The following is a 17,269-nucleotide window of genomic DNA, read 5'->3' as shown; positions in this document are numbered from 1 at the left end:
TCCTCCTCGCGCATGCTCATCTCTGCCGCACGGCACCGGGACATCCCCGCCCTGCTCGAACTGGCGGAAAGCGTGCGCGACTCCTTCCCCGACTACGACGAAGCAGACTACAGCCGGACATTCCGACGCAACATCGGCCGCGGCAGCGTCCTCTGCATACGCAGCGGCGCCACCATCGCGGCCGCTCTCATCTACTCCCCCTCGCATGCCGCCATCGGCTACCTCGCCGTACGCCACACCATCCGCCGCCAGGGACTCGGCACAGCGCTCATGCGTGCCGCCATGGAATCTCTTGGCCACACACGCCCCATCTACCTCCATGCCCTCCGGAAAAACGACGAACCGGGCGGCAGCCTCCACTCCTTCTACACATCGCTGGGCTTCACCCCGGCACAGGAGGAAACCATCGAAGGCATCCCCTACCTCCGCTGGATCAGGCACCCTCAGGCCATGGACGCGGAACACACATAATCCGCCAGCCACTTCAAAGCACCCTTGCGATCGGCAAACAAACCTTCCGCCTGCTCGATCAACGCACCTTCCAGTACCAGCCTGAACAAAGGCCCGGGCCTCAAACCGAGCGCCATCAGATCCCTGCCCTGCAACAACGGCTGAGGCAACACCGGAACATCCTTCAGCTTCGCCAGCTCCCCGCACACAAAATCGTAATTCTCCAAACCGCCATTGGAAGCCAGGCAATCCGCCCGGTGCAGAGCCAGCTCATCTGCGAAATCCGCGCCCGCCATAAAAAGGCGCAACTTCCCGGAGCGCATACTCCGCACATTCATGAACTGCATATGCCGCTCCACCTTCCTCACCACGGACTGCACCATCTCCCGCGAATACTTCAACCGCCGGAGAATCTCCCCGGCCAGCAAAGCGCCCACAGCATCGTGACCATTGAACCGGATACGCCCCGTCTCATCCACACGGAAACACGCAGGCTTGCCGATATCATGCAGCAGCACCGCCCACACCAGCGAGAGAGACGGCTCCCCCTCCAGCAAATCGAGCATCATCCGCGTATGCGTATACACATCCCCCTCCGGATGCCACTGCGGAGGCTGCTCGCACCCGCGCAACGCCAAAAACTCCGGCACCACCTCCCCCATCAGCCCCGAATCCATCAGCAAATCGAGCCCTCTTCCCCGCCCGGAGCTCAGCCAAATCCTGTCCAGCTCCTGATGCACCCGCTCAGGAGCCACGCGGCCGATCAAAAAAGCCAAATTGCGCAAAGCCTGCCACGTCCCGGCCTCCAGAGAAAACCCCTTCGTCACCGCCAGCCGCACACCGCGCAACAGGCGCAGGGAATCCTCCCGGAAACGCCGCTCCGGATCGCCGATCGCCCGCAGCTCCCGCCGCCTCAAATCCTCCAAACCGCCCACATAATCGATCACCTCGCCGGAAACCGGATCCTCCAACAACCCGTTCACCGTAAAATCCCGCCGCTCCACATCCTCGCGGGCTGTCGCAAAACGCACCCCCTCCGGGTGCCTCCCGTCCAGATACTCCCCATCCTCCCGGAACGTCGCCACATCGAAATGGAACCTCCCGCCCGGCACCAGCACCACGCCGAAACTCACCCCTACCGCCCACGAATTCGGAAACAGCCGAAGCACCTCCTCCGGCCTCGCCGAAGTCGCAATATCCACCTCCCTCACCGGAAGCCCCAAAAGACGATCGCGCACGCTCCCGCCCACGAAAAACGCCTCATGCCCCGCCTCGCGCAAACGAAAAGCGACAGCCCTCGCCTCACCCTCGATCCCCGAAGCATCCTGCACATGAACCCCCATAAACGGCAATCACTTGAAACTTGGCATCGGGCGCAACGGCGGAGCCGCATCAGCAGCCGGAGAGGAAGGCGCCGGGGCAGCCGCTCCTGCAGCAACGGGCGCGGAAGGACTGGGCACCGGGCGGCCTTCCGGAGCAGGAGAAGCCACAGGAACAGCCTGCGGTGCAGGAGAAACATCGCCTTCCAGCCCCTTCACACACTCGCGTATCTTCGCCTGAAGCGCCATATCGGGATACCCGCAATAAATCGTCTTACCGTCCACGCCGATCAAATACGCATACGGCAGAGCCGGCAACCGGTAATCCGCCACCGCCTTACCCTCCTCATCCACATACGACTCCGCCTGCAAACCTCTCTTCTCCATCACCCCGGGCAGATCCGCCAGCTTCACCCCGCTGACCACAGGACACACGGCAATGCCGGGATGCTTCGAACGGAACTCGTCCATCATCGCCATAATGGAAAGACTAGTCTCATCCTCCGGAGACCAGAACAAAACAAGCGTCGGCTTCGCCGTCGAAGGAAGCTTCACCGTCGCTCCGTCGGCGGACTTCACCTCCAGAGCCGGAGGCACGCGCCCCTCGACCAGATGGGAAAGGCGGTAAACCTCCTCCACGGCCACGGCCTCCACCGTCGAACCTCCGAACGGAGCCTCGGGGCAGCGCAACAAAGCCTCCTTCACATACAGCAGCCTCTGGCTCCTCGCCAACTCCGCCCCGCCGAACACATACTCGCGCTGCTCGGCTTCCGACGACTTGCCCAGCATAACCGCCATCCCCAAGGCCGCGCACCCCTTCGCCCTCGAACTGGAATTCGACAGATAAATCGACTCCAGCACCTTATACATGCGCGCAGACGCCCCCGCACTCAAAGCCGCACAAACATCGGCCGCGGCGGGCGACAGAAAATGAACCTTCTCCATGGCTGCCAGCAAAGCTTCCGCAGCCGCTGCACGCTCCTTCTCGGGCACGACAGCCACCAGAAGATCGGGATTATTCATCCACCACGCCACCGCCGGAAACGCCCACGACTCCTTAAACTCCGCAACGGGAACCGCCTTCCACAACTCCTTCCCCGCCGCCAGCACATCGGGTTGAATCTTCAGCAGCTTCTCCTTATCCGCATCCGAAGAAGCGTGCTCGTAGGCAGTCGTCCAGTCGCTCACCTGGCTATTCCATTTGGCAAGCGCCTGCTTCATCCCCTCCTCGCTGCCGAAAACCTGCATGGAAGAAACCGCCAACGCGCACAACAGAAGTGATGACCAATTCATGCCATCATCCTATCACCATTTCCCGGGTAGTCAAGACGCCACTGCGCCCCGAACCGCCCCCGGCACACACTCCCGCAATATGTGCTTGCCCAACTGTGAAACATCTGTTAACATGGTCGTGCAGGCAGCTGTAGAGTTGCACTGTATCCATGATCCGGCAGGCCTTGTGAAGCTTTTCAACCACCTGCCCTGCCGCCCGGCAGCGCATGAGCCCCTCCCATTCAGAGGAAGAGCGGAGCGCCCGGTCGGCCGACCCATTTCCTGGGCGTGCCCGGATCACCCTCAAGCCAACAAGAGCAACCGCACGGGCCGGCTCTTGCAGGTGAAGCCCCGGCCCATGCAAGAAGAAACCAATATACAATGAGTATACATTCCATCGAATGCGCCGTCGGCGCAACCCCCATCACCATTGAAACAGGCAAAATGGCACGCCTTGCCGACGGAGCCGTCACCGTACGTTGCGGAGACACCGTCATCCTCGTCACCGCCGTCAGCGCCACCAAAATCAAGGAAGGGCAGACATTCTTCCCTCTCTCCGTCGAATACAAGGAAAAAGCGGCAGCAGCGGGCATGTTCCCCGGCGGCTACTTCAAACGTGAAGGCCGTCCTACCGAAAAGGAAATCCTCACCTGCCGCATGACGGACCGCCCCCTTCGCCCCATGTTCCCGAAGGGCTACCTCTACGACACCCAGATCATCGCCATCCTCCTCTCGGCAGACGGTGAAAACGACCCGGACATCCTCAGCATCAACGGCGCATCCGCCGCACTCGTCGTCTCCGACATCCCCTTCGCCGAACCCGTGGGCGCCGTCCGCGTCGGCCGCATCGACGGCCAATTCGTCATCAACCCCACCAACACCGAACGCAAGGACAGCGACCTCGACCTCGTCTACGTCGGCAGCAAAGACCAGGTCATCATGATCGAAGGCGCGGCCAACGAACTCCCGGAAGAAGAATTCATCAAAGCCCTCCACTTCGCACAGGAAAACGTCCGCGTCATCTGTGAAAAACAGGAAGAACTCCGCGCCCTCTGCGGCAAGGAAAAACGCAGCTACGAACTCTGCGTCGCCAAACCCGAACTCCTCGAAATCGGATACGAAATCGCAGGCGACCGCATCGAAGCCGCCATCTACGCCGACTCCAAAGTCGAACGCCAGAAAAAAGTCGGCGCCCTTCGCGACGAAGTCGAAACCGCCATCAAGGCTCGCCACCCCGAAGCCACCGACTTCGACATCGAACAGGTCTTCGAATACATCCAGAAAAAAGCCTTCCGCATCTCCATCATGGAAAAAGGCAAACGCGCCGACGGCCGCCAGCTCAAACAGCTCCGCCCCCTCGTCGCGGAAGTAGGCTGCCTGCCCTCCGTCGTCCACGGCTCCGCCCTCTTTGCCCGCGGCGAAACCATGTCCATGTGCCTCGCCACCCTCGCCCCCGTCGAAGACAAACAATACTTCGACTCCTACACTGGCGGCGAAGATGAAAAACGCTTCATCCTGCACTACAACTTCCCGCCCTTCTCCGTCGGCGACACCGGCCGCTTCGGAGGTCAGAACCGCCGCGAAATCGGCCACGGCGCCCTTGCGGAACGCTCCATCGCCCCCGTCATCCCGGCGGAAGACGAATTCCCGTACGCCATCCGCGTATCCTCGGAAATCATGGAATCCAACGGATCCACCTCCATGGCATCCGTCTGCGCAGGCACCATGTCCCTCCTCCATGCAGGCGTACCTCTCAAGCGCCCCGTCGCCGGCATCTCCGTCGGCCTTGTCACCGTCTTCAACGAACAGAACGAAATGGAACGCCATGAAACCCTGCTCGACATCATCGGCTCCGAAGACTTCTACGGCGACATGGACTTCAAACTCTGCGGCTCCGAAGCAGGCGTCACGGGCTACCAGCTCGACCTCAAGCTCCCGGGCATCCCGCTCTCCATCCTTGAAGAAGCCATCGTCCTCGCCAAAAACGGCCGCACTCAGATCCTCGACACCATGAATGCCGCCATCAGCACCCCGGGAACCATGAGCCCGAATGCCCCGCGCATCGAGTCCACCAGCATCCCGCAGGACCGCATCGGCGAACTCATCGGCCCCGGCGGCAAAAACATCAAAGCCATCCAGGCCGAAACAGGCACCGACATCAACATCGAAGAAGACGGCACCGTACGCATCTACGCCTCCAAACAGGAAGGCCTCGACCGCGCACTCTACCTCATCAAACGCATGTTCCAGGAAATCGAAATCGGTGAACTCTACACCGGTAAAATCGTCTCCACCACCACCTTCGGAGCCTTCATGGAAGTCCTCCCGGGCAAAGACGGACTCATCCACATCTCCGAACTCGCCGAAGGCCGCACGCAGAAAACGGAAGACGTCGTCAACATCGGCGACATCGTCACCGCCAAATGCATCGGCATCGATGAAAAAGGCCGCGTGAAAATGTCCATCCGCGCCGCCCAGCGCGATGCCAAGGCCAAGGACGCCGCAGACGCAGGCATCACCGAATAAACCTGGCCTCACAACCTCATCACCAGCCGCATCCGGATACCGGGTGCGGCTTTTTCATACCGCCTTCGGCCTCCTCCGGCAGCAGCCCAGGCTCCTTCCGTGCAACCTTCTCAGGGCTCCGCCGTCACTCGCCGGAGGCAAGCTCCTTCACAGCCTCGTACACCCCCTTCACCACCCCCGCCATACGCCTGTAATCCAGAGCATCCGCCGTATCGGTCGGTTGATGGTAACTCCTGTTCCGGAAAAAAGCCGTATCCGTCACCATCACGGCTGGCAGCCCCTCCGCCCAATAACTCCTGTGATCCGAAAGATCCAGCCCCAGCCCCACATCCGGCACATTCAGCCTCACCGTCGGCAAAAACTCCGCCAGCTTGCGCTGCACACCCCTCGCCAGCCCGAAACTCCCCCAGTTCCCCACAACAGCTACAAAATCCCCCCGGTCGGGAAACAGCAACCCCATCCCCGGCGCCGGATACGACTGGCTATCGTCCTCATCGGAAAAAAATCCGATCATCTCCAGGCAAACCATCGCCCGCACCGGCACCCCGTCCCTCACCAGAGACCTCGCATGATGCACACTCCCCATATGCTCCGTCGCAAAAAAAGGAGGCTCCTCATTCGCATAAAACACCAGCTCCACCGTACACTCGGGCTTGCACCCCCTCATCATACGGGCAAGCTCCAGCAAACCGGCCACGGCGCTCGCATTATCGTCCGCCCCCGGCGTCTCCCCGCATGAATCGTAATGGGCGCCCACCACCACCCGCTCCGCCCTGCGGCCGGGAAACACCACCTGCACATTCTCATACGTCCTCTCCCCTGCCTTGAACGGCAGCCTCTTCACCTCCCCGCCGCAACCCTCCAGCTCCTTCTCGATATAGCGCAGCACCTTCTCCTGATTCGCCGGGAAACCCACCGACCTCGGATGGCAATCCTCCGATAAAAACCTCACATGCTTCTCCAGCCTCGCGGGCAAACCATCCTTCACCTCAAGCCTGCCGGCATGCTCCGGACCGCTGCATTGGGAAATCATGCAGCCCCCCACAACCAGAGCCGCACACAGCGGCAACACCACACGAACAAGCCAAAAACGCAAAACACGCATGCCCGACACTACCTGAAAAAAGAGCAACTCGTCAAGAGCAAACGCCGAATTGCCATCCATCGTACATTCAACGAGAAAAAAACCGGCTTCAACCAAAATAAAAAGATAAAAAAACACGCACATGTCACAATTTTGAAAAGAAAAATTTGCCTTGAAAAAACGCGAAAATGCGCCCGACTCTACTGCGCCCCCTTCGGATGGCTAAGAAAAATGATAAAAAATATTAATCTTTTACCATAAAATAATTATCATCATAAAAAGACAGAAAAAATATCGCAAAAAAAGGCACAAATGACCACGAAAAGGCAAAAAAAACGAGAAAAGCAATTTTTAAGATTGCATTACGGCCGATACTCATATAGAAATAAGGACGACCTGCTACGAATCTACTATTCATCTTACGCCATGTGGAGCAAAATAACCATCGGATCCATCGTCCTCTTCCTGTTTGGAACCTTTATTTACTGTAAAAATCACCAAGCTCTCGTCAACGGGGAAAGAAGCTACGAACGCCTGCAATGGGAAGCCGTCGAACGAGCGGCAAACAGCATTCCCCGCGAGGCTACGACAAAATCGTATGCCATTCTTCGTCAAACATACTTCGACGAAGAAACACAAAAATACATCGCGGAAACCAATCGTCTGGACGGCGAAACCGCCAAAACCAACGATGAAACGGCTCGCGTAAACACGCAGACCGAAGAAACCAAGGCCCAGTATCAGGAAATCAAGGATGCTCTCGCCACCCTGATGCTCAACGGCCAACAAGCCTCCATCCGGGACATGATCGAAGAAGTCGGCCGCTTGAAGCAGGAAAACGATCGCATCAAGAAGGAAAACGACTACGCCCGTGCTTTGGGCGACAAACTCTCCACCCGCAGCAAGCAACTCAACGAACGCATCCTTGCCGTTGAAAAGAAAGCCTCCGACCAGCGTTCCCGCATCTCCGAACCTGAAGTCGATGCTCGCGTACTCACCTCCGATCCCAGCCTGAACTTCGTCATCATCGACAGCGGAGCCAACAAAGGCATCGTATCGGGTTCCCGCCTTGCAGTCATGCGCGGCAATGAAAAAATCGCCGAGCTCAACGTCACCAGCGTCGAAAGCAACCGAGCCGGAGCCGACATCGTGTACGGCACCCTCCTCGCCGGTGAACGCATCCACGTCGGTGATCGCGTCGTCTCCGTCCGCAAGCAAAAGTAACTTACTCCCAAGATCACTTTACTTCCATGAAAATCTCACAACTCATCACGGTACTTCTTGTCTGCATTCTCGGCGGAGCGGCGATCTACTACTCGCTTGAACAACGCAAGGAATACGACCTCATCGTCGCCTCCCACGGCGGAGGCGAACAAGTGCTGGACGACCAGGCCGGCGGCCTCCGCTCCCTTCGCAAAGAACTCGAAGCCCAGCAGAACAAAGCGGCCGAAGAACGTAAAAAGAGCATCGATGCCAGCAAGGAAGCCAAACGCACGATGCAGGAAAACCGCACTCTTTGCCAAGCAGCCGCCCGCCGCCTCCAAGTCGCTGAAGGCAACCTGGAAGCCGCCAAGGAAGCATTGAAAGCCGAACTTGCCAAAATCAAAGCCATTCAGGACGAAATCGACAAGTACAACGACAAAATGCGCGAATACGGCATCGACATCTCCAGCACGACCAACGTCAAGGAAATGGTCGAACGCATCAAACTTGAAGTCGATCAGGTCAAGCAGGAAAACGCCAACCTCATTGCCGAAAAGGAAGAACTCGACACACTCGTCACCGCAGCCAAAACCAAAACGAGCCGCGAAGAAACCAACCTTTCCGATCTGCAGGACAAACAGGCCGACTACCGCGAAACCCTTCGCAAGAATGAAGACCTCTACTCCATCGCCGCCGTCAACAACCATTGGAACTACGTTGTCGTCAACGTCGGCCAGGACAGCCGCATCGGCCTCGGCCCGGATCACGTCCTCCTCGTCATCCGCGACGGCCAGCCCATTGCCACCCTCAAGGTAACGCGCATCGAAAACGGCCAGGTCATCGCCGACTTCGACCCGAAGAAAATCACACAGGGACTTCGCCTCGAAGTAGGCGACACCGTCATCCGCCGCAAACCTCACGGCTACTAAAGAACCAGGCTCAACCCAACCGCCGGACAAACCATGAAAACGACATTCGCCGCCCTCATCGCCGCCACGGGAATCCTCCTCTGCGCCTCCTGCCAGAGTACCCCGCGCACCGTACCGGACAACGGACGAGTCGTCGTGGAACCGAGAGGAACGGAAGGGAACACGAAACCCTGGAACACCATCCAGAAAGCCGAAGGCGACGCACAACTGGGCCCCTTGTCCAACATGCGCCGATAACGGCCAGAACCACCCAAAACGAAAGCCGCCTCCTCACGAGGCGGCTTTTTTGTCCGCACGACACCACTTGCCATGACCATCAAAGAACGGGCCTCCATCGTCTCAGCCACATTGGCGGAACTCTATCCCGCGCCGGACATCCCCCTGCAGCACAAAGACGCCTACACCCTGCTCATCGCCGTCATGCTCTCCGCCCAATGCACGGATGCACGCGTCAACCTGGTCACGCCCGCCCTCTTTGCCCGCGCATCCACCCCCCGGCAAATGGCGCAGCTCACCCCGGAAGAAGTCAGGCCCTACATTGCCACATGCGGCCTCTCCGAACGCAAAGCCGCCTCCATCGTCGAAACCTCGCGCATCATCGAAGAACGGCATGGCGGCATCGTCCCTTCCTCCTTTGAAGAACTGGAAGCCCTGCCGGGCGTCGGACACAAAACGGCCAGCGTCGTCATGAACCAGGCATACGGTCATCCGGCCTTCCCCGTGGACACGCACATCTATCGCCTTGCGCGGAAATGGAAACTCAGCAAAGGCACCAACGTCGAGCAAGTCGAACGCGACCTGAAAAAACTTTACCCCCGCCGGGAATGGGGAGCCCTTCACTTGCGCATCGTCCTCTACGGCAGGCAGTATTGTCCGGCAAGAGGCTGCGGCGGCACATGCCCGATCTGCTCCGCCCTTAATATTTCCCCATAAAACGCATCTTCACAAAAAATTGACAATAGAAGAAAAACACAGGCAACTCCTGCACATCTTCCATCGCCTTTCCTCCCGGAAACTGCACCATACGCTCCTTTCCTCCGCTTTCTGTCACAAAAGCGTCACAATTGGCTAGAAAAATCAAAAAGCCTGCAAAACATGCTTGTCATCCCGGAAAAATCTGATTAAATGGAATCCGTCATTTTTGCACAAGCAGCATTAAATAACATTATGAAAACAATCCGTCGTTACAGCCGCCGCGCAGTCGCTCTCACCGCAACCGCGACTCTCTTCCTCGCAAACTCCGCCTTTGCTGCAGAGAAAAGCGTCAAATCCAAAAACATGCTCGACCAATGGGTCATTGATGGTGGTTGGACCATGATTCCCCTCATCTTCCTCTTGGCGCTCGTGATTTTTCTGCTTATCTTCAATGCAACAAACCTCAAGCAGGAAAAATACTGCCCGGCCGAACTCAAGGCCAACCTCATGCAGCTGATGAGCGAATGCCGCGTTCGCTCCGCCATTGAAATGGCCGCCAGCAGCCCGACCTACCTCGGCCGCCTTGTCGCCTATGCCCTGCCGAACGTGGACGCCACGCGACCCGAAGACCTCGGCAAGGACGCCATCGAAGACTCCATCGCCGACTTCACCTCCAACGAGCGCAGCACCATGATGAAATACATCAACATGCTCGCCCTCTCCGGCCAGGTCGCTCCGATGCTCGGACTCTTCGGTACGGTGCAGGGGATGGTCGGCGCCTTCGCCATTCTCGCCGAATCCGGTCAGGCCGACCCGACCCAGCTCGCAGGCTCCATCTCCGTGGCGCTTCTCACGACCTTCTGGGGTCTGATCATCGCCATTATCGCCATTCCCTGCTTCTTCTTCCAGAAGGGTATTGCGAATGCCCGCGAAGCCGAATGCGTCAACACGTTGCAGGAAATGGTCAACACCTCCATCAACGTGGTCAACGCTGAAGCCCAGCTTGCCCGCATCCCCGAAGGTCTCGCCTAAATCTCCTCAGGAGGGTGAAAACCGCCACTCCTGTTCGACCTGAAAACCGGACAGGAGGAACACTAATAGGAACAAAACTATGGGAAAAAAAGCACTAAAGGCCGCTGACGATACAGAAGCCAGCGTCGACATGTCGCCCATGATTGACTGTTGTTTCCTTCTCCTCATCTTCTTCGTGGTCAATGCTACAGCCATCACCGTCAAAAAAGACAAGAATGTCAAGATGCCGACGGCAGTAGCCTCCGATGAACTCAAGAAAGCCAATGGCCTGATCGTTGTCAACGTCTTCAATCCGGACAAGATGAAAGACAGCAGCTATCCGGCAGGCACCATCTGGGCATCGGACGAACGCAAGGGATTCTCCAATGAAGCGGAACTTGAGGAATACCTCAAAACCCGCAAGGAAGAACTGGAAAAAAAGAAAAACGAGAAGGGACAGGAATTCGAAGAAGTCCGGCTCTACATTCGCGGTGACGCGACCGCCCCGTACAAATATACCAACAAGGTCATTACGGCGGCAGGCAAGAACGGTATCACCAACATCGTCTTCGGAGCTCTGCCCACCAAATAAACCGATCATCAATCATCATGGCAAGACATAAAAAATTCGAAGCTCCGCCCGAAGAGGATCCCGTGTTGGATATCTCCTCGCTGATTGACTGCTGTTTCCTTCTCCTCATCTACTTCCTCGTAGCAACGACCATCGTGCAGGAACGGAAGCTGGATATCGAAATACCGGCAACTCAACCAAACAGCGTAACGCCGCCCAAACTCCAGCCGGGCAACATCAAGATTCTGGCTGACGGCTCCATCGAATGGGGCAAGGGCGACACCAAGCTTCAGGTCGGGCCACCCGATCCCGGTTACGATCCCGAGAAACAAAAACAGCAATACTCGGAAATCCGCCGTTGTCCGCAACTCGTCGAACAGCTGAAGGAACTGAAATCCACGGCCGATGCTGCTGGCGGCGAAGCCAAGGCCATCGTCCTCCTGAATGCAGATCCGAATTCGAAACATCAACGTCTCATGGACGTCATGGCAGCTTTGACTGAAGCCGGCATCAAGTCGGTCGGCCTCAACAAAGTCGCCGACGAAGCTAACTAATGTAAAACAATGACACAGGGAGGGGAGGGTTTGATCCCTGATCAAGCTCTCCCCTTTCAGTCGAAACCTCCCGGCTACCTCTCCGAAATACCCTCTCCCCACCGAAACGCCCATTCATCTTCACTCCGGTCAAGACAACTTCCAACACGTCAACAACCATGACAGCTACTTCCCCTGCCATTCCGGTCTGCATGCTTCCGGCGGCTACTGCCGGAGCCGGGGAAAAAACAGCTTGCTTCCGCCATCCGTCCAACCTGCATGCAGATACGGCACCATGCCGGATTTTCGCCCGGCAGACGGAACTGCCCGTTTCCCGGATTTCCGGCACCGTTTCATCCTTCGAGAAAATCCGCTTCACTGAAAACCTTCCATCCGGCATGATTCATCCTTCAGCCACATACGCCGATCTCCACCAGGCTGCAGCCGCGTAACCCACCTTCCCCTGCCCCATTCAAACCTTTCTTTCAACTTCAATCAACCACACACAATCATGACAATGCACACACTAGCCTCCGCTTCTGCCGTACTTGCGATTGCAGCCGCCATGGCGCCCATGGTCTGTCAGGCGCAAGCCCCCGGCAACTACCAGCAAACCGTCGTCAAACTCATCGAAGCCAGAAACTGGACCAAGGCTCTGGAAGAAATCGACAAGTGCATCCAAGCATTCTCTCCCGGCACTCGTCTTTACACCCAATTCGGCAACCAGCTCGGCTGGTTCTACTACAAAAAAGGCGAATGCCTGCTCAACATCGGCCAGGGTGACCAGGTGAACTACGATGGCGCTCTCGAAGCTTTCGAAAAATGCGCCGAAGACAAAGAATTCAGCGATATCGTCAAAAACCCCTTCCGCTTCCTCGCCCTCTACAAAATGGGGGAAACCGAGTTCAAGCGCGGCAACTATGAAGACGCCCTGAAATTCTTCACCGAGTACCTCAACCGCAAGGGACAACGCCCCAAGGCCGAACTCGATGCCAACCCGCAGCCCATCGTGCACAACCTCATGTCGCAGTGCTACATCTCCAAGGAAACGCCCGACATTGAGAAAGGCATGGAGTATCTGCGCAAATCAATGGCCACCAAGGGTGAACCCATCCCTGACAACTACGTCGTCGGAGGCGTCAACAACCTGGTCAAAACGGCCATGCGCATCGATCGTCCGGAAGTAGCCTTCAATGTACTCAGCGAACATCCCGAAGTGCTTGACCTCGGCGCAACGCGCATCGCCATGTACGTACCCGCCATCCTCAACCTCGCCGTCGAAGCAGGCAACAAGGGGCGCGAAGCCGCACAGGCCAATGACATGAAGAAGGCGAACAACTACAACCGACTCGCCCTCCTCATGTACGGATTCATTCCCACCATGCAGGAAATCAAGGGCGAAATATCCGGCATCACGAAAAGCCTCGGCGCCCTCAAGGCTCCCATCAGGGACGGCGGCGCACGCTACAACGTCGACCAGCTCCAGAACACGCTCAAGAAGTACGACGAATGGATCGCCGGCAAGAAAATCTTCGATGCCTTCAGCCTCGCCGGCACGGCCAACATCTATCAGGGCTACGGCTCCATGCGCACCGCCCGCGCCGCCTACGAACTGCTGGAAGACCGCTACAACCAGATGGAAGACCGCGAAACCTACCTCTTCCAGCTGGCGATGACGACATACCAGATCGATCCCACTCGTGGCGAAGTCATCATCAACAAGCACATGAAGGACTTCCCCGAGTCCAAGTTCAAGAAGGACCTCAGCGCCTTCTCGCTTGAACGCCTCATCACCGACAGGAAATTTGCGGAAGCGCTCGAACAGGCCGGCAAGGTACTCGCGCAGCTGCAAGGCGACACAAAGAACCCGCACTACGCCATGGCCGCCTATGTGCAAATTGCCGCCAACTTCCAGCTCGGACAGGAAAACCGGAAATACTTCGCCAACCTCATCGAACCGGCCAAAGCCTTCCTGAAGGATTTCCCGGACCACCCGAACTACAGCAAGCCTGCCCTGTTCTTCCTGGGTTCCGCCGAAAGCCGCACCGGATACATCGAGGACGCCATCAAGACCTTGAACTCCTTCATGGAGAAATACCCGACCACCGATCCCAAGGATCCGTACATGCCCAACGTCCTCTTCGATCAGGTGTATAACTACTACATCCACGGTCAGGAAGGAGACAAGGCCAAATCCCTCGAATTCTGCGACCGCATCATCGAATCGTACCCCGACCATGCCGTCATGGCCCCGGCTCTCCTGATGAAAGGCAACCTGCTGGTGCAGCCTGAAAAGGGCGATCCCGACGTTCCCGGCGCACTGGACGCCTACCAGAAGAGCTATGAAGCCGCCATCGCCAAAAAGAACAAGGCGACCGCCGGTGAAGCCCTCTACAACCTCGCTTCCTACACGAACGACCTTAAGCCGGCCGAAGGCACCAAGCCCGAAGACGATGCCGCCGCCAAGAAGGCCAAGATTCAGGAATACAGCAGCAAGTTCTGGGCCGAATGCGACATGGAAGGACACCCGTTCTCCCTTCAAATGGGCGTCATCGACCTTCAGCTCAACAACAAGGACAAGGCCGCCTTCGACAAGGCGATCAAGCACCTTCAGGAGCTGATCGTCCGCGAAGCCAACATCGCCCAGAAGCAGAACCGCATCAACCCGCAGGTGGAACGCGCCGTCGGCAGCTACACCAAGGAACTCATCGAAAGCTACAAGACCTTCCAGGACGGCAAGGAACTCTCCGCCGACGAAGTCAAGCAGCACTTCGACAACTTCCCGGGCGTTTCGCGCGACAACAAGACCCTGCGTTCCATCCTGATGATGGCAGTCATCGGCGAATACGAAAACATGCGCAGCAACCTCGCACGTCCCAAGGACATGAAGGACAAGCAGGCTGTCGATAAATACAACAACGATCGCCAGAAACTGACTCAGGCCGTTGACCGCAGCCTCTTCGTCATGCGCGACGAGTTCAAACCCGCCGACTTGACGGACTACGCCTGCACATGGGTAGGCGACAAGCTCATCGCCGGGGTCGAAAGCTCGCCCAACCGCTCCGCCAAGGAGCAGGATCGCCTGGACGCCATCACCTACTACCAGAAAGTGGCCGACAACAAGAATTCCGAATTCCGCGCACAGGCCTCTCTCGGCCTGGCCCGCGCCTACGGCCTCAGCAGCAGCGCAAGCGATGTGGCCAAGGGAGTGGAAATGATGCAGCAGGCTCTCGAAAATGCCCGCAAGCAGGAAGTGCCGGACCGCCGGGCCATCGGCGAAGTACAGTCCACGCTTGTCAAGCTCCTGCTCCAAAAAGGCAGCTACAAGGAAGCGCTCACCGAAGCGCAGGATTACCTGACCTCCGACCGGAACAACGTTCCCATGAGCAACATGCAGGCTGAAGCCTACGAAGGCCTCGGCGACCTCGACAATGCCATCCTGACCTACGCCAACCTCTACAATACCAATATTGCCCGCGTCAGCGTCTCGGCACCGGCCTGCGAAAAAGCCATGATCCTCGCATGGAAGCGCAACAAGCCGGCTTCGGGAACTACCAAGTCCGACAAACTGTTCGCCTACGACCTCGGCGAAGGCTTCATCCGCAAGATGAAAGGCAACTTCGACATGATGTCCGGCGACGACCAGGATAAGTTCCGCGCCGTCGAAAAACTCGTCGAACAGTACCGTTCCGACTCCTCCGTCCAGAGCGAAGCCAAGGAACGCCGCCGTATCAACGCCGAGCTGGAACGCAACAAGAACCGCTAAGAATATCCTACCTCAAGTACGATCATGAACACACTGAAAGGTATCATCCTGACACTCGCCGCCACCTGCAGCCTCTCCCAGGCCCAGCAGGCGGGAATCCCCGCCCTCATTCAGGGCAGAAACATCCCGGGCGGCCAATATCTGATCACCGGCGTTTCCGGCAAAAACAACTTCACGGCCGTGCAGATGCGCAACGGCAATGCCGTCGGCAGCCCGATCGGCGGCCGCATCAGCGATTGCACGACGTTCTACATCTCGACGCCGAAGTCCTTTGCCGAAGCCGTGGATGCTTTCCGTGCCGGAAAGCTCCAGCAGGCCCAGCAGGGCTTCGCCAAAGTCAAAACAGCCTATAAAATCGTCCAGTCCATCCCCGGCAACCTGAGCGTCCGCTCCGCCCTGCTGGAAATCGACTCCGCGATCCGCCTGAAGGACTGGGCCGCCGTCAAGGCTCTCGCCGCCGCTCTTCCGAACGCCGACCTGACGCCCGAAAACAAGCTGCATGCCCAAGTCGCCGAATTGCTCGGCAACATTGCCGACAAGCAGTGGGACGCCATCATCGAAAACGGCAACAAGATCCTGAGCAGCAACAAAAACAACTTGACGCTGACTGAACTTGGCTGGCTTCAATACGCCATGGGCCGCGCCTATCAGGGCCAGCTCGGCGATTCACCCGATCTGAGCAACCGCGACAACGTCGTCAAGGCCAATGCAGCCATTGACGCCTACAGCACCACGATCGCCGCCTCCCACGGCAGCTACATGGAGCTCCCCGCTGAAGCCATGGGTCGTGCAGCCATCATCCTGAGCCTCCTGCCGGAAGCGGCCGCCTACATCGAAAAGCACGGTAACAATACCCCGATGGAAAGCGACAAGAAAAAAGCTCCGCAAGCCATCAAGGATGCCGCGGCTCTGGCCTACATCTATCTCAATGTAGTCTCGCCCGGTTCCAGGAACGACAAGCTGAACCAGCTTGCCCAGTATTACTACAACTCTCTGGAAAAACAGAAGGGCGCCGCCGCTCCGGCAGCAGCCCCTGCGGCCGAGGCCAAGCCTGCCGATAAACCGGCTGACAAACCTGCCGACAAGCCGGAAGCCAAGAAGTAACGAGCGGCACCATCATTCCCTCAAGGGCATCCCTTCGCGGATGCCCTTTCTTTTACAAACACTTTCAACAGCCGATACACTCCACCCATGATCGATATGCTCGTGCGCCTGTACGACCTTCCGGATGTAAGCGATCTGCGCTCGCATCTCAAGGAAGACGGCATCCTCATTCGCCGCGCCGCACCTTACGAACGCCATCTCGTCGCCGACTGGATCGGCGCCCATTTCAGCCCGAAATGGGTCAGCGAATTCAAAATCGCCATGAGCCGGCAGCCCGCTGCCTGCATCATCGCCACCCGCGACAAAACCGTTCTTGGCTTTGCCTGCTACGACGTCACGGCCAAAGGATTCCTCGGGCCGATGGGAGTCGGCGCGGATACCCGGCAGCACGGACTCGGCAAAGCCCTGCTCGTCACTGCCCTGGAAAATCTTTACGCGCAGGGATACGCCTATGCCGTGATCGGCGGCGTGGGCCCGCAGGAGTTCTATGCGAAATGCGTCGGCGCCACGCCTATCGAAGGAAGTACACCGGGCATTTACACGGACATTCTGCCCGAACCGTCCCGGTAAATGCGCAGGCGCCCGC

General features: G+C 57.9%; 16 protein-coding genes. 13 read left to right on the top strand and 3 right to left on the bottom strand.

The genetic code is table 11. From position 1 onward, the window contains the following. Positions 1-12 precede the first annotated feature (12 nt). The gene (locus AC781_RS12555) at positions 13-471 is read left to right on the top strand and encodes a GNAT family N-acetyltransferase (protein ID WP_067777809.1); all 459 of its coding nucleotides are present in this window, start codon (positions 13-15) and stop codon (positions 469-471) included. Here AC781_RS12555 and AC781_RS12550 read toward each other — a convergent pair. Beyond that, complete coding sequence (locus AC781_RS12550; protein ID WP_083077090.1) at positions 444-1,793, bottom strand: CCA tRNA nucleotidyltransferase; 1,350 nt, start codon at positions 1,791-1,793, stop codon at positions 444-446. The two genes, AC781_RS12555 and AC781_RS12550, sit on opposite strands and share 28 nt — an antisense overlap. A 9-nt stretch (positions 1,794-1,802) precedes the next feature. Further along, the gene (locus tag AC781_RS12545) at positions 1,803-3,062 is read right to left on the bottom strand and encodes a TlpA family protein disulfide reductase (protein WP_067777808.1); all 1,260 of its coding nucleotides are present in this window, start codon (positions 3,060-3,062) and stop codon (positions 1,803-1,805) included. 360 nt (positions 3,063-3,422) lie between these two features. Between AC781_RS12545 and AC781_RS12535 the strand changes: the two genes are divergently transcribed. Then, complete coding sequence (locus tag AC781_RS12535; protein WP_067777806.1) at positions 3,423-5,567, top strand: polyribonucleotide nucleotidyltransferase; 2,145 nt, start codon at positions 3,423-3,425, stop codon at positions 5,565-5,567. Positions 5,568-5,691: 124 nt separating this feature from the next. Here AC781_RS12535 and AC781_RS12530 read toward each other — a convergent pair whose 3' ends face one another. After that, positions 5,692-6,600: a M28 family peptidase gene (locus tag AC781_RS12530; RefSeq protein WP_067777953.1), complete on the bottom strand. Its 909-nt coding sequence runs from the start codon at positions 6,598-6,600 to the stop codon at positions 5,692-5,694. 477 nt (positions 6,601-7,077) lie between these two features. Between AC781_RS12530 and AC781_RS12525 the strand changes: the two genes are divergently transcribed. The 11 genes from AC781_RS12525 to AC781_RS12470 all read left to right on the top strand — a co-directional run bounded on the left by AC781_RS12525 (position 7,078) and on the right by AC781_RS12470 (position 17,253). Continuing rightward, positions 7,078-7,875 carry an MreC domain-containing protein gene (locus tag AC781_RS12525; RefSeq protein ID WP_067777805.1) on the top strand — a complete coding sequence of 266 codons (798 nt, stop codon included), beginning with the start codon at positions 7,078-7,080 and terminating at the stop codon, positions 7,873-7,875. A 26-nt stretch (positions 7,876-7,901) separates the two neighbouring features. Continuing rightward, on the top strand, positions 7,902-8,783 hold the full coding sequence (locus AC781_RS12520; RefSeq protein WP_067777804.1) for a hypothetical protein: 882 nt from the start codon (positions 7,902-7,904) through the stop codon (positions 8,781-8,783). Between the two features lie 33 nt (positions 8,784-8,816). Next, the gene (locus tag AC781_RS12515; RefSeq protein ID WP_067777803.1) at positions 8,817-9,020 is read left to right on the top strand and encodes a hypothetical protein; all 204 of its coding nucleotides are present in this window, start codon (positions 8,817-8,819) and stop codon (positions 9,018-9,020) included. 72 nt (positions 9,021-9,092) lie between these two features. After that, positions 9,093-9,716, top strand: a complete 624-nt coding sequence (gene nth / locus AC781_RS12510) for an endonuclease III (RefSeq protein WP_067777802.1) — start codon at positions 9,093-9,095, stop codon at positions 9,714-9,716. 234 nt (positions 9,717-9,950) lie between these two features. Then, positions 9,951-10,730 (top strand): MotA/TolQ/ExbB proton channel family protein, encoded by a 780-nt coding sequence (locus AC781_RS12505; RefSeq protein WP_067777801.1) that lies wholly within the window; start codon positions 9,951-9,953, stop codon positions 10,728-10,730. Positions 10,731-10,809: 79 nt separating this feature from the next. Further along, positions 10,810-11,301 carry an ExbD/TolR family protein gene (locus AC781_RS12500; RefSeq protein WP_071133418.1) on the top strand — a complete coding sequence of 164 codons (492 nt, stop codon included), beginning with the start codon at positions 10,810-10,812 and terminating at the stop codon, positions 11,299-11,301. Between the two features lie 17 nt (positions 11,302-11,318). Further along, positions 11,319-11,834, top strand: coding sequence for an ExbD/TolR family protein (locus AC781_RS12495; protein WP_067777799.1), 516 nt, complete (start codon positions 11,319-11,321; stop codon positions 11,832-11,834). 158 nt (positions 11,835-11,992) lie between these two features. Further along, positions 11,993-12,265, top strand: a complete 273-nt coding sequence (locus AC781_RS12485) for a hypothetical protein (RefSeq protein WP_141675915.1) — start codon at positions 11,993-11,995, stop codon at positions 12,263-12,265. Positions 12,266-12,324: 59 nt separating this feature from the next. Beyond that, positions 12,325-15,579 carry a tetratricopeptide repeat protein gene (locus AC781_RS12480; RefSeq protein WP_141675914.1) on the top strand — a complete coding sequence of 1,085 codons (3,255 nt, stop codon included), beginning with the start codon at positions 12,325-12,327 and terminating at the stop codon, positions 15,577-15,579. A 24-nt stretch (positions 15,580-15,603) separates the two neighbouring features. Beyond that, the gene (locus AC781_RS12475) at positions 15,604-16,683 is read left to right on the top strand and encodes a Mul1B family putative transporter subunit (protein ID WP_067777795.1); all 1,080 of its coding nucleotides are present in this window, start codon (positions 15,604-15,606) and stop codon (positions 16,681-16,683) included. A gap of 87 nt (positions 16,684-16,770) precedes the next feature. Then, a complete protein-coding gene (locus AC781_RS12470; RefSeq protein WP_067777794.1) occupies positions 16,771-17,253 on the top strand; it encodes a GNAT family N-acetyltransferase in 483 nt (160 codons plus the stop codon). The last annotated feature ends 16 nt before the right edge of the window (positions 17,254-17,269 follow it).

The organism is Neoakkermansia glycaniphila, from assembly GCF_001683795.1.
In the GTDB taxonomy this organism is placed as follows: Bacteria; Verrucomicrobiota; Verrucomicrobiia; order Verrucomicrobiales; family Akkermansiaceae; genus Akkermansia; species Akkermansia glycaniphila.
This window is presented reverse-complemented; position numbering and strand designations above follow the sequence as displayed.

Excerpts from the sequence above, each read along its gene's own strand:
- AC781_RS12555 (WP_067777809.1), top strand. The coding sequence starts at position 13 with ATGCTCATCTCTGCCGCACGGCACCGGGACATCCCCGCCCTGCTCGAA.
- AC781_RS12550 (WP_083077090.1), bottom strand. The coding sequence starts at position 1,793 with ATGGGGGTTCATGTGCAGGATGCTTCGGGGATCGAGGGTGAGGCGAGG.
- AC781_RS12545 (WP_067777808.1), bottom strand. The coding sequence starts at position 3,062 with ATGAATTGGTCATCACTTCTGTTGTGCGCGTTGGCGGTTTCTTCCATG.
- AC781_RS12535 (WP_067777806.1), top strand. The coding sequence starts at position 3,423 with ATGAGTATACATTCCATCGAATGCGCCGTCGGCGCAACCCCCATCACC.
- AC781_RS12530 (WP_067777953.1), bottom strand. The coding sequence starts at position 6,600 with ATGATTTCCCAATGCAGCGGTCCGGAGCATGCCGGCAGGCTTGAGGTG.
- AC781_RS12525 (WP_067777805.1), top strand. The coding sequence starts at position 7,078 with ATGTGGAGCAAAATAACCATCGGATCCATCGTCCTCTTCCTGTTTGGA.
- AC781_RS12520 (WP_067777804.1), top strand. The coding sequence starts at position 7,902 with ATGAAAATCTCACAACTCATCACGGTACTTCTTGTCTGCATTCTCGGC.
- AC781_RS12515 (WP_067777803.1), top strand. The coding sequence starts at position 8,817 with ATGAAAACGACATTCGCCGCCCTCATCGCCGCCACGGGAATCCTCCTC.
- nth (WP_067777802.1), top strand. The coding sequence starts at position 9,093 with ATGACCATCAAAGAACGGGCCTCCATCGTCTCAGCCACATTGGCGGAA.
- AC781_RS12505 (WP_067777801.1), top strand. The coding sequence starts at position 9,951 with ATGAAAACAATCCGTCGTTACAGCCGCCGCGCAGTCGCTCTCACCGCA.
- AC781_RS12500 (WP_071133418.1), top strand. The coding sequence starts at position 10,810 with ATGGGAAAAAAAGCACTAAAGGCCGCTGACGATACAGAAGCCAGCGTC.
- AC781_RS12495 (WP_067777799.1), top strand. The coding sequence starts at position 11,319 with ATGGCAAGACATAAAAAATTCGAAGCTCCGCCCGAAGAGGATCCCGTG.
- AC781_RS12485 (WP_141675915.1), top strand. The coding sequence starts at position 11,993 with ATGACAGCTACTTCCCCTGCCATTCCGGTCTGCATGCTTCCGGCGGCT.
- AC781_RS12480 (WP_141675914.1), top strand. The coding sequence starts at position 12,325 with ATGACAATGCACACACTAGCCTCCGCTTCTGCCGTACTTGCGATTGCA.
- AC781_RS12475 (WP_067777795.1), top strand. The coding sequence starts at position 15,604 with ATGAACACACTGAAAGGTATCATCCTGACACTCGCCGCCACCTGCAGC.
- AC781_RS12470 (WP_067777794.1), top strand. The coding sequence starts at position 16,771 with ATGATCGATATGCTCGTGCGCCTGTACGACCTTCCGGATGTAAGCGAT.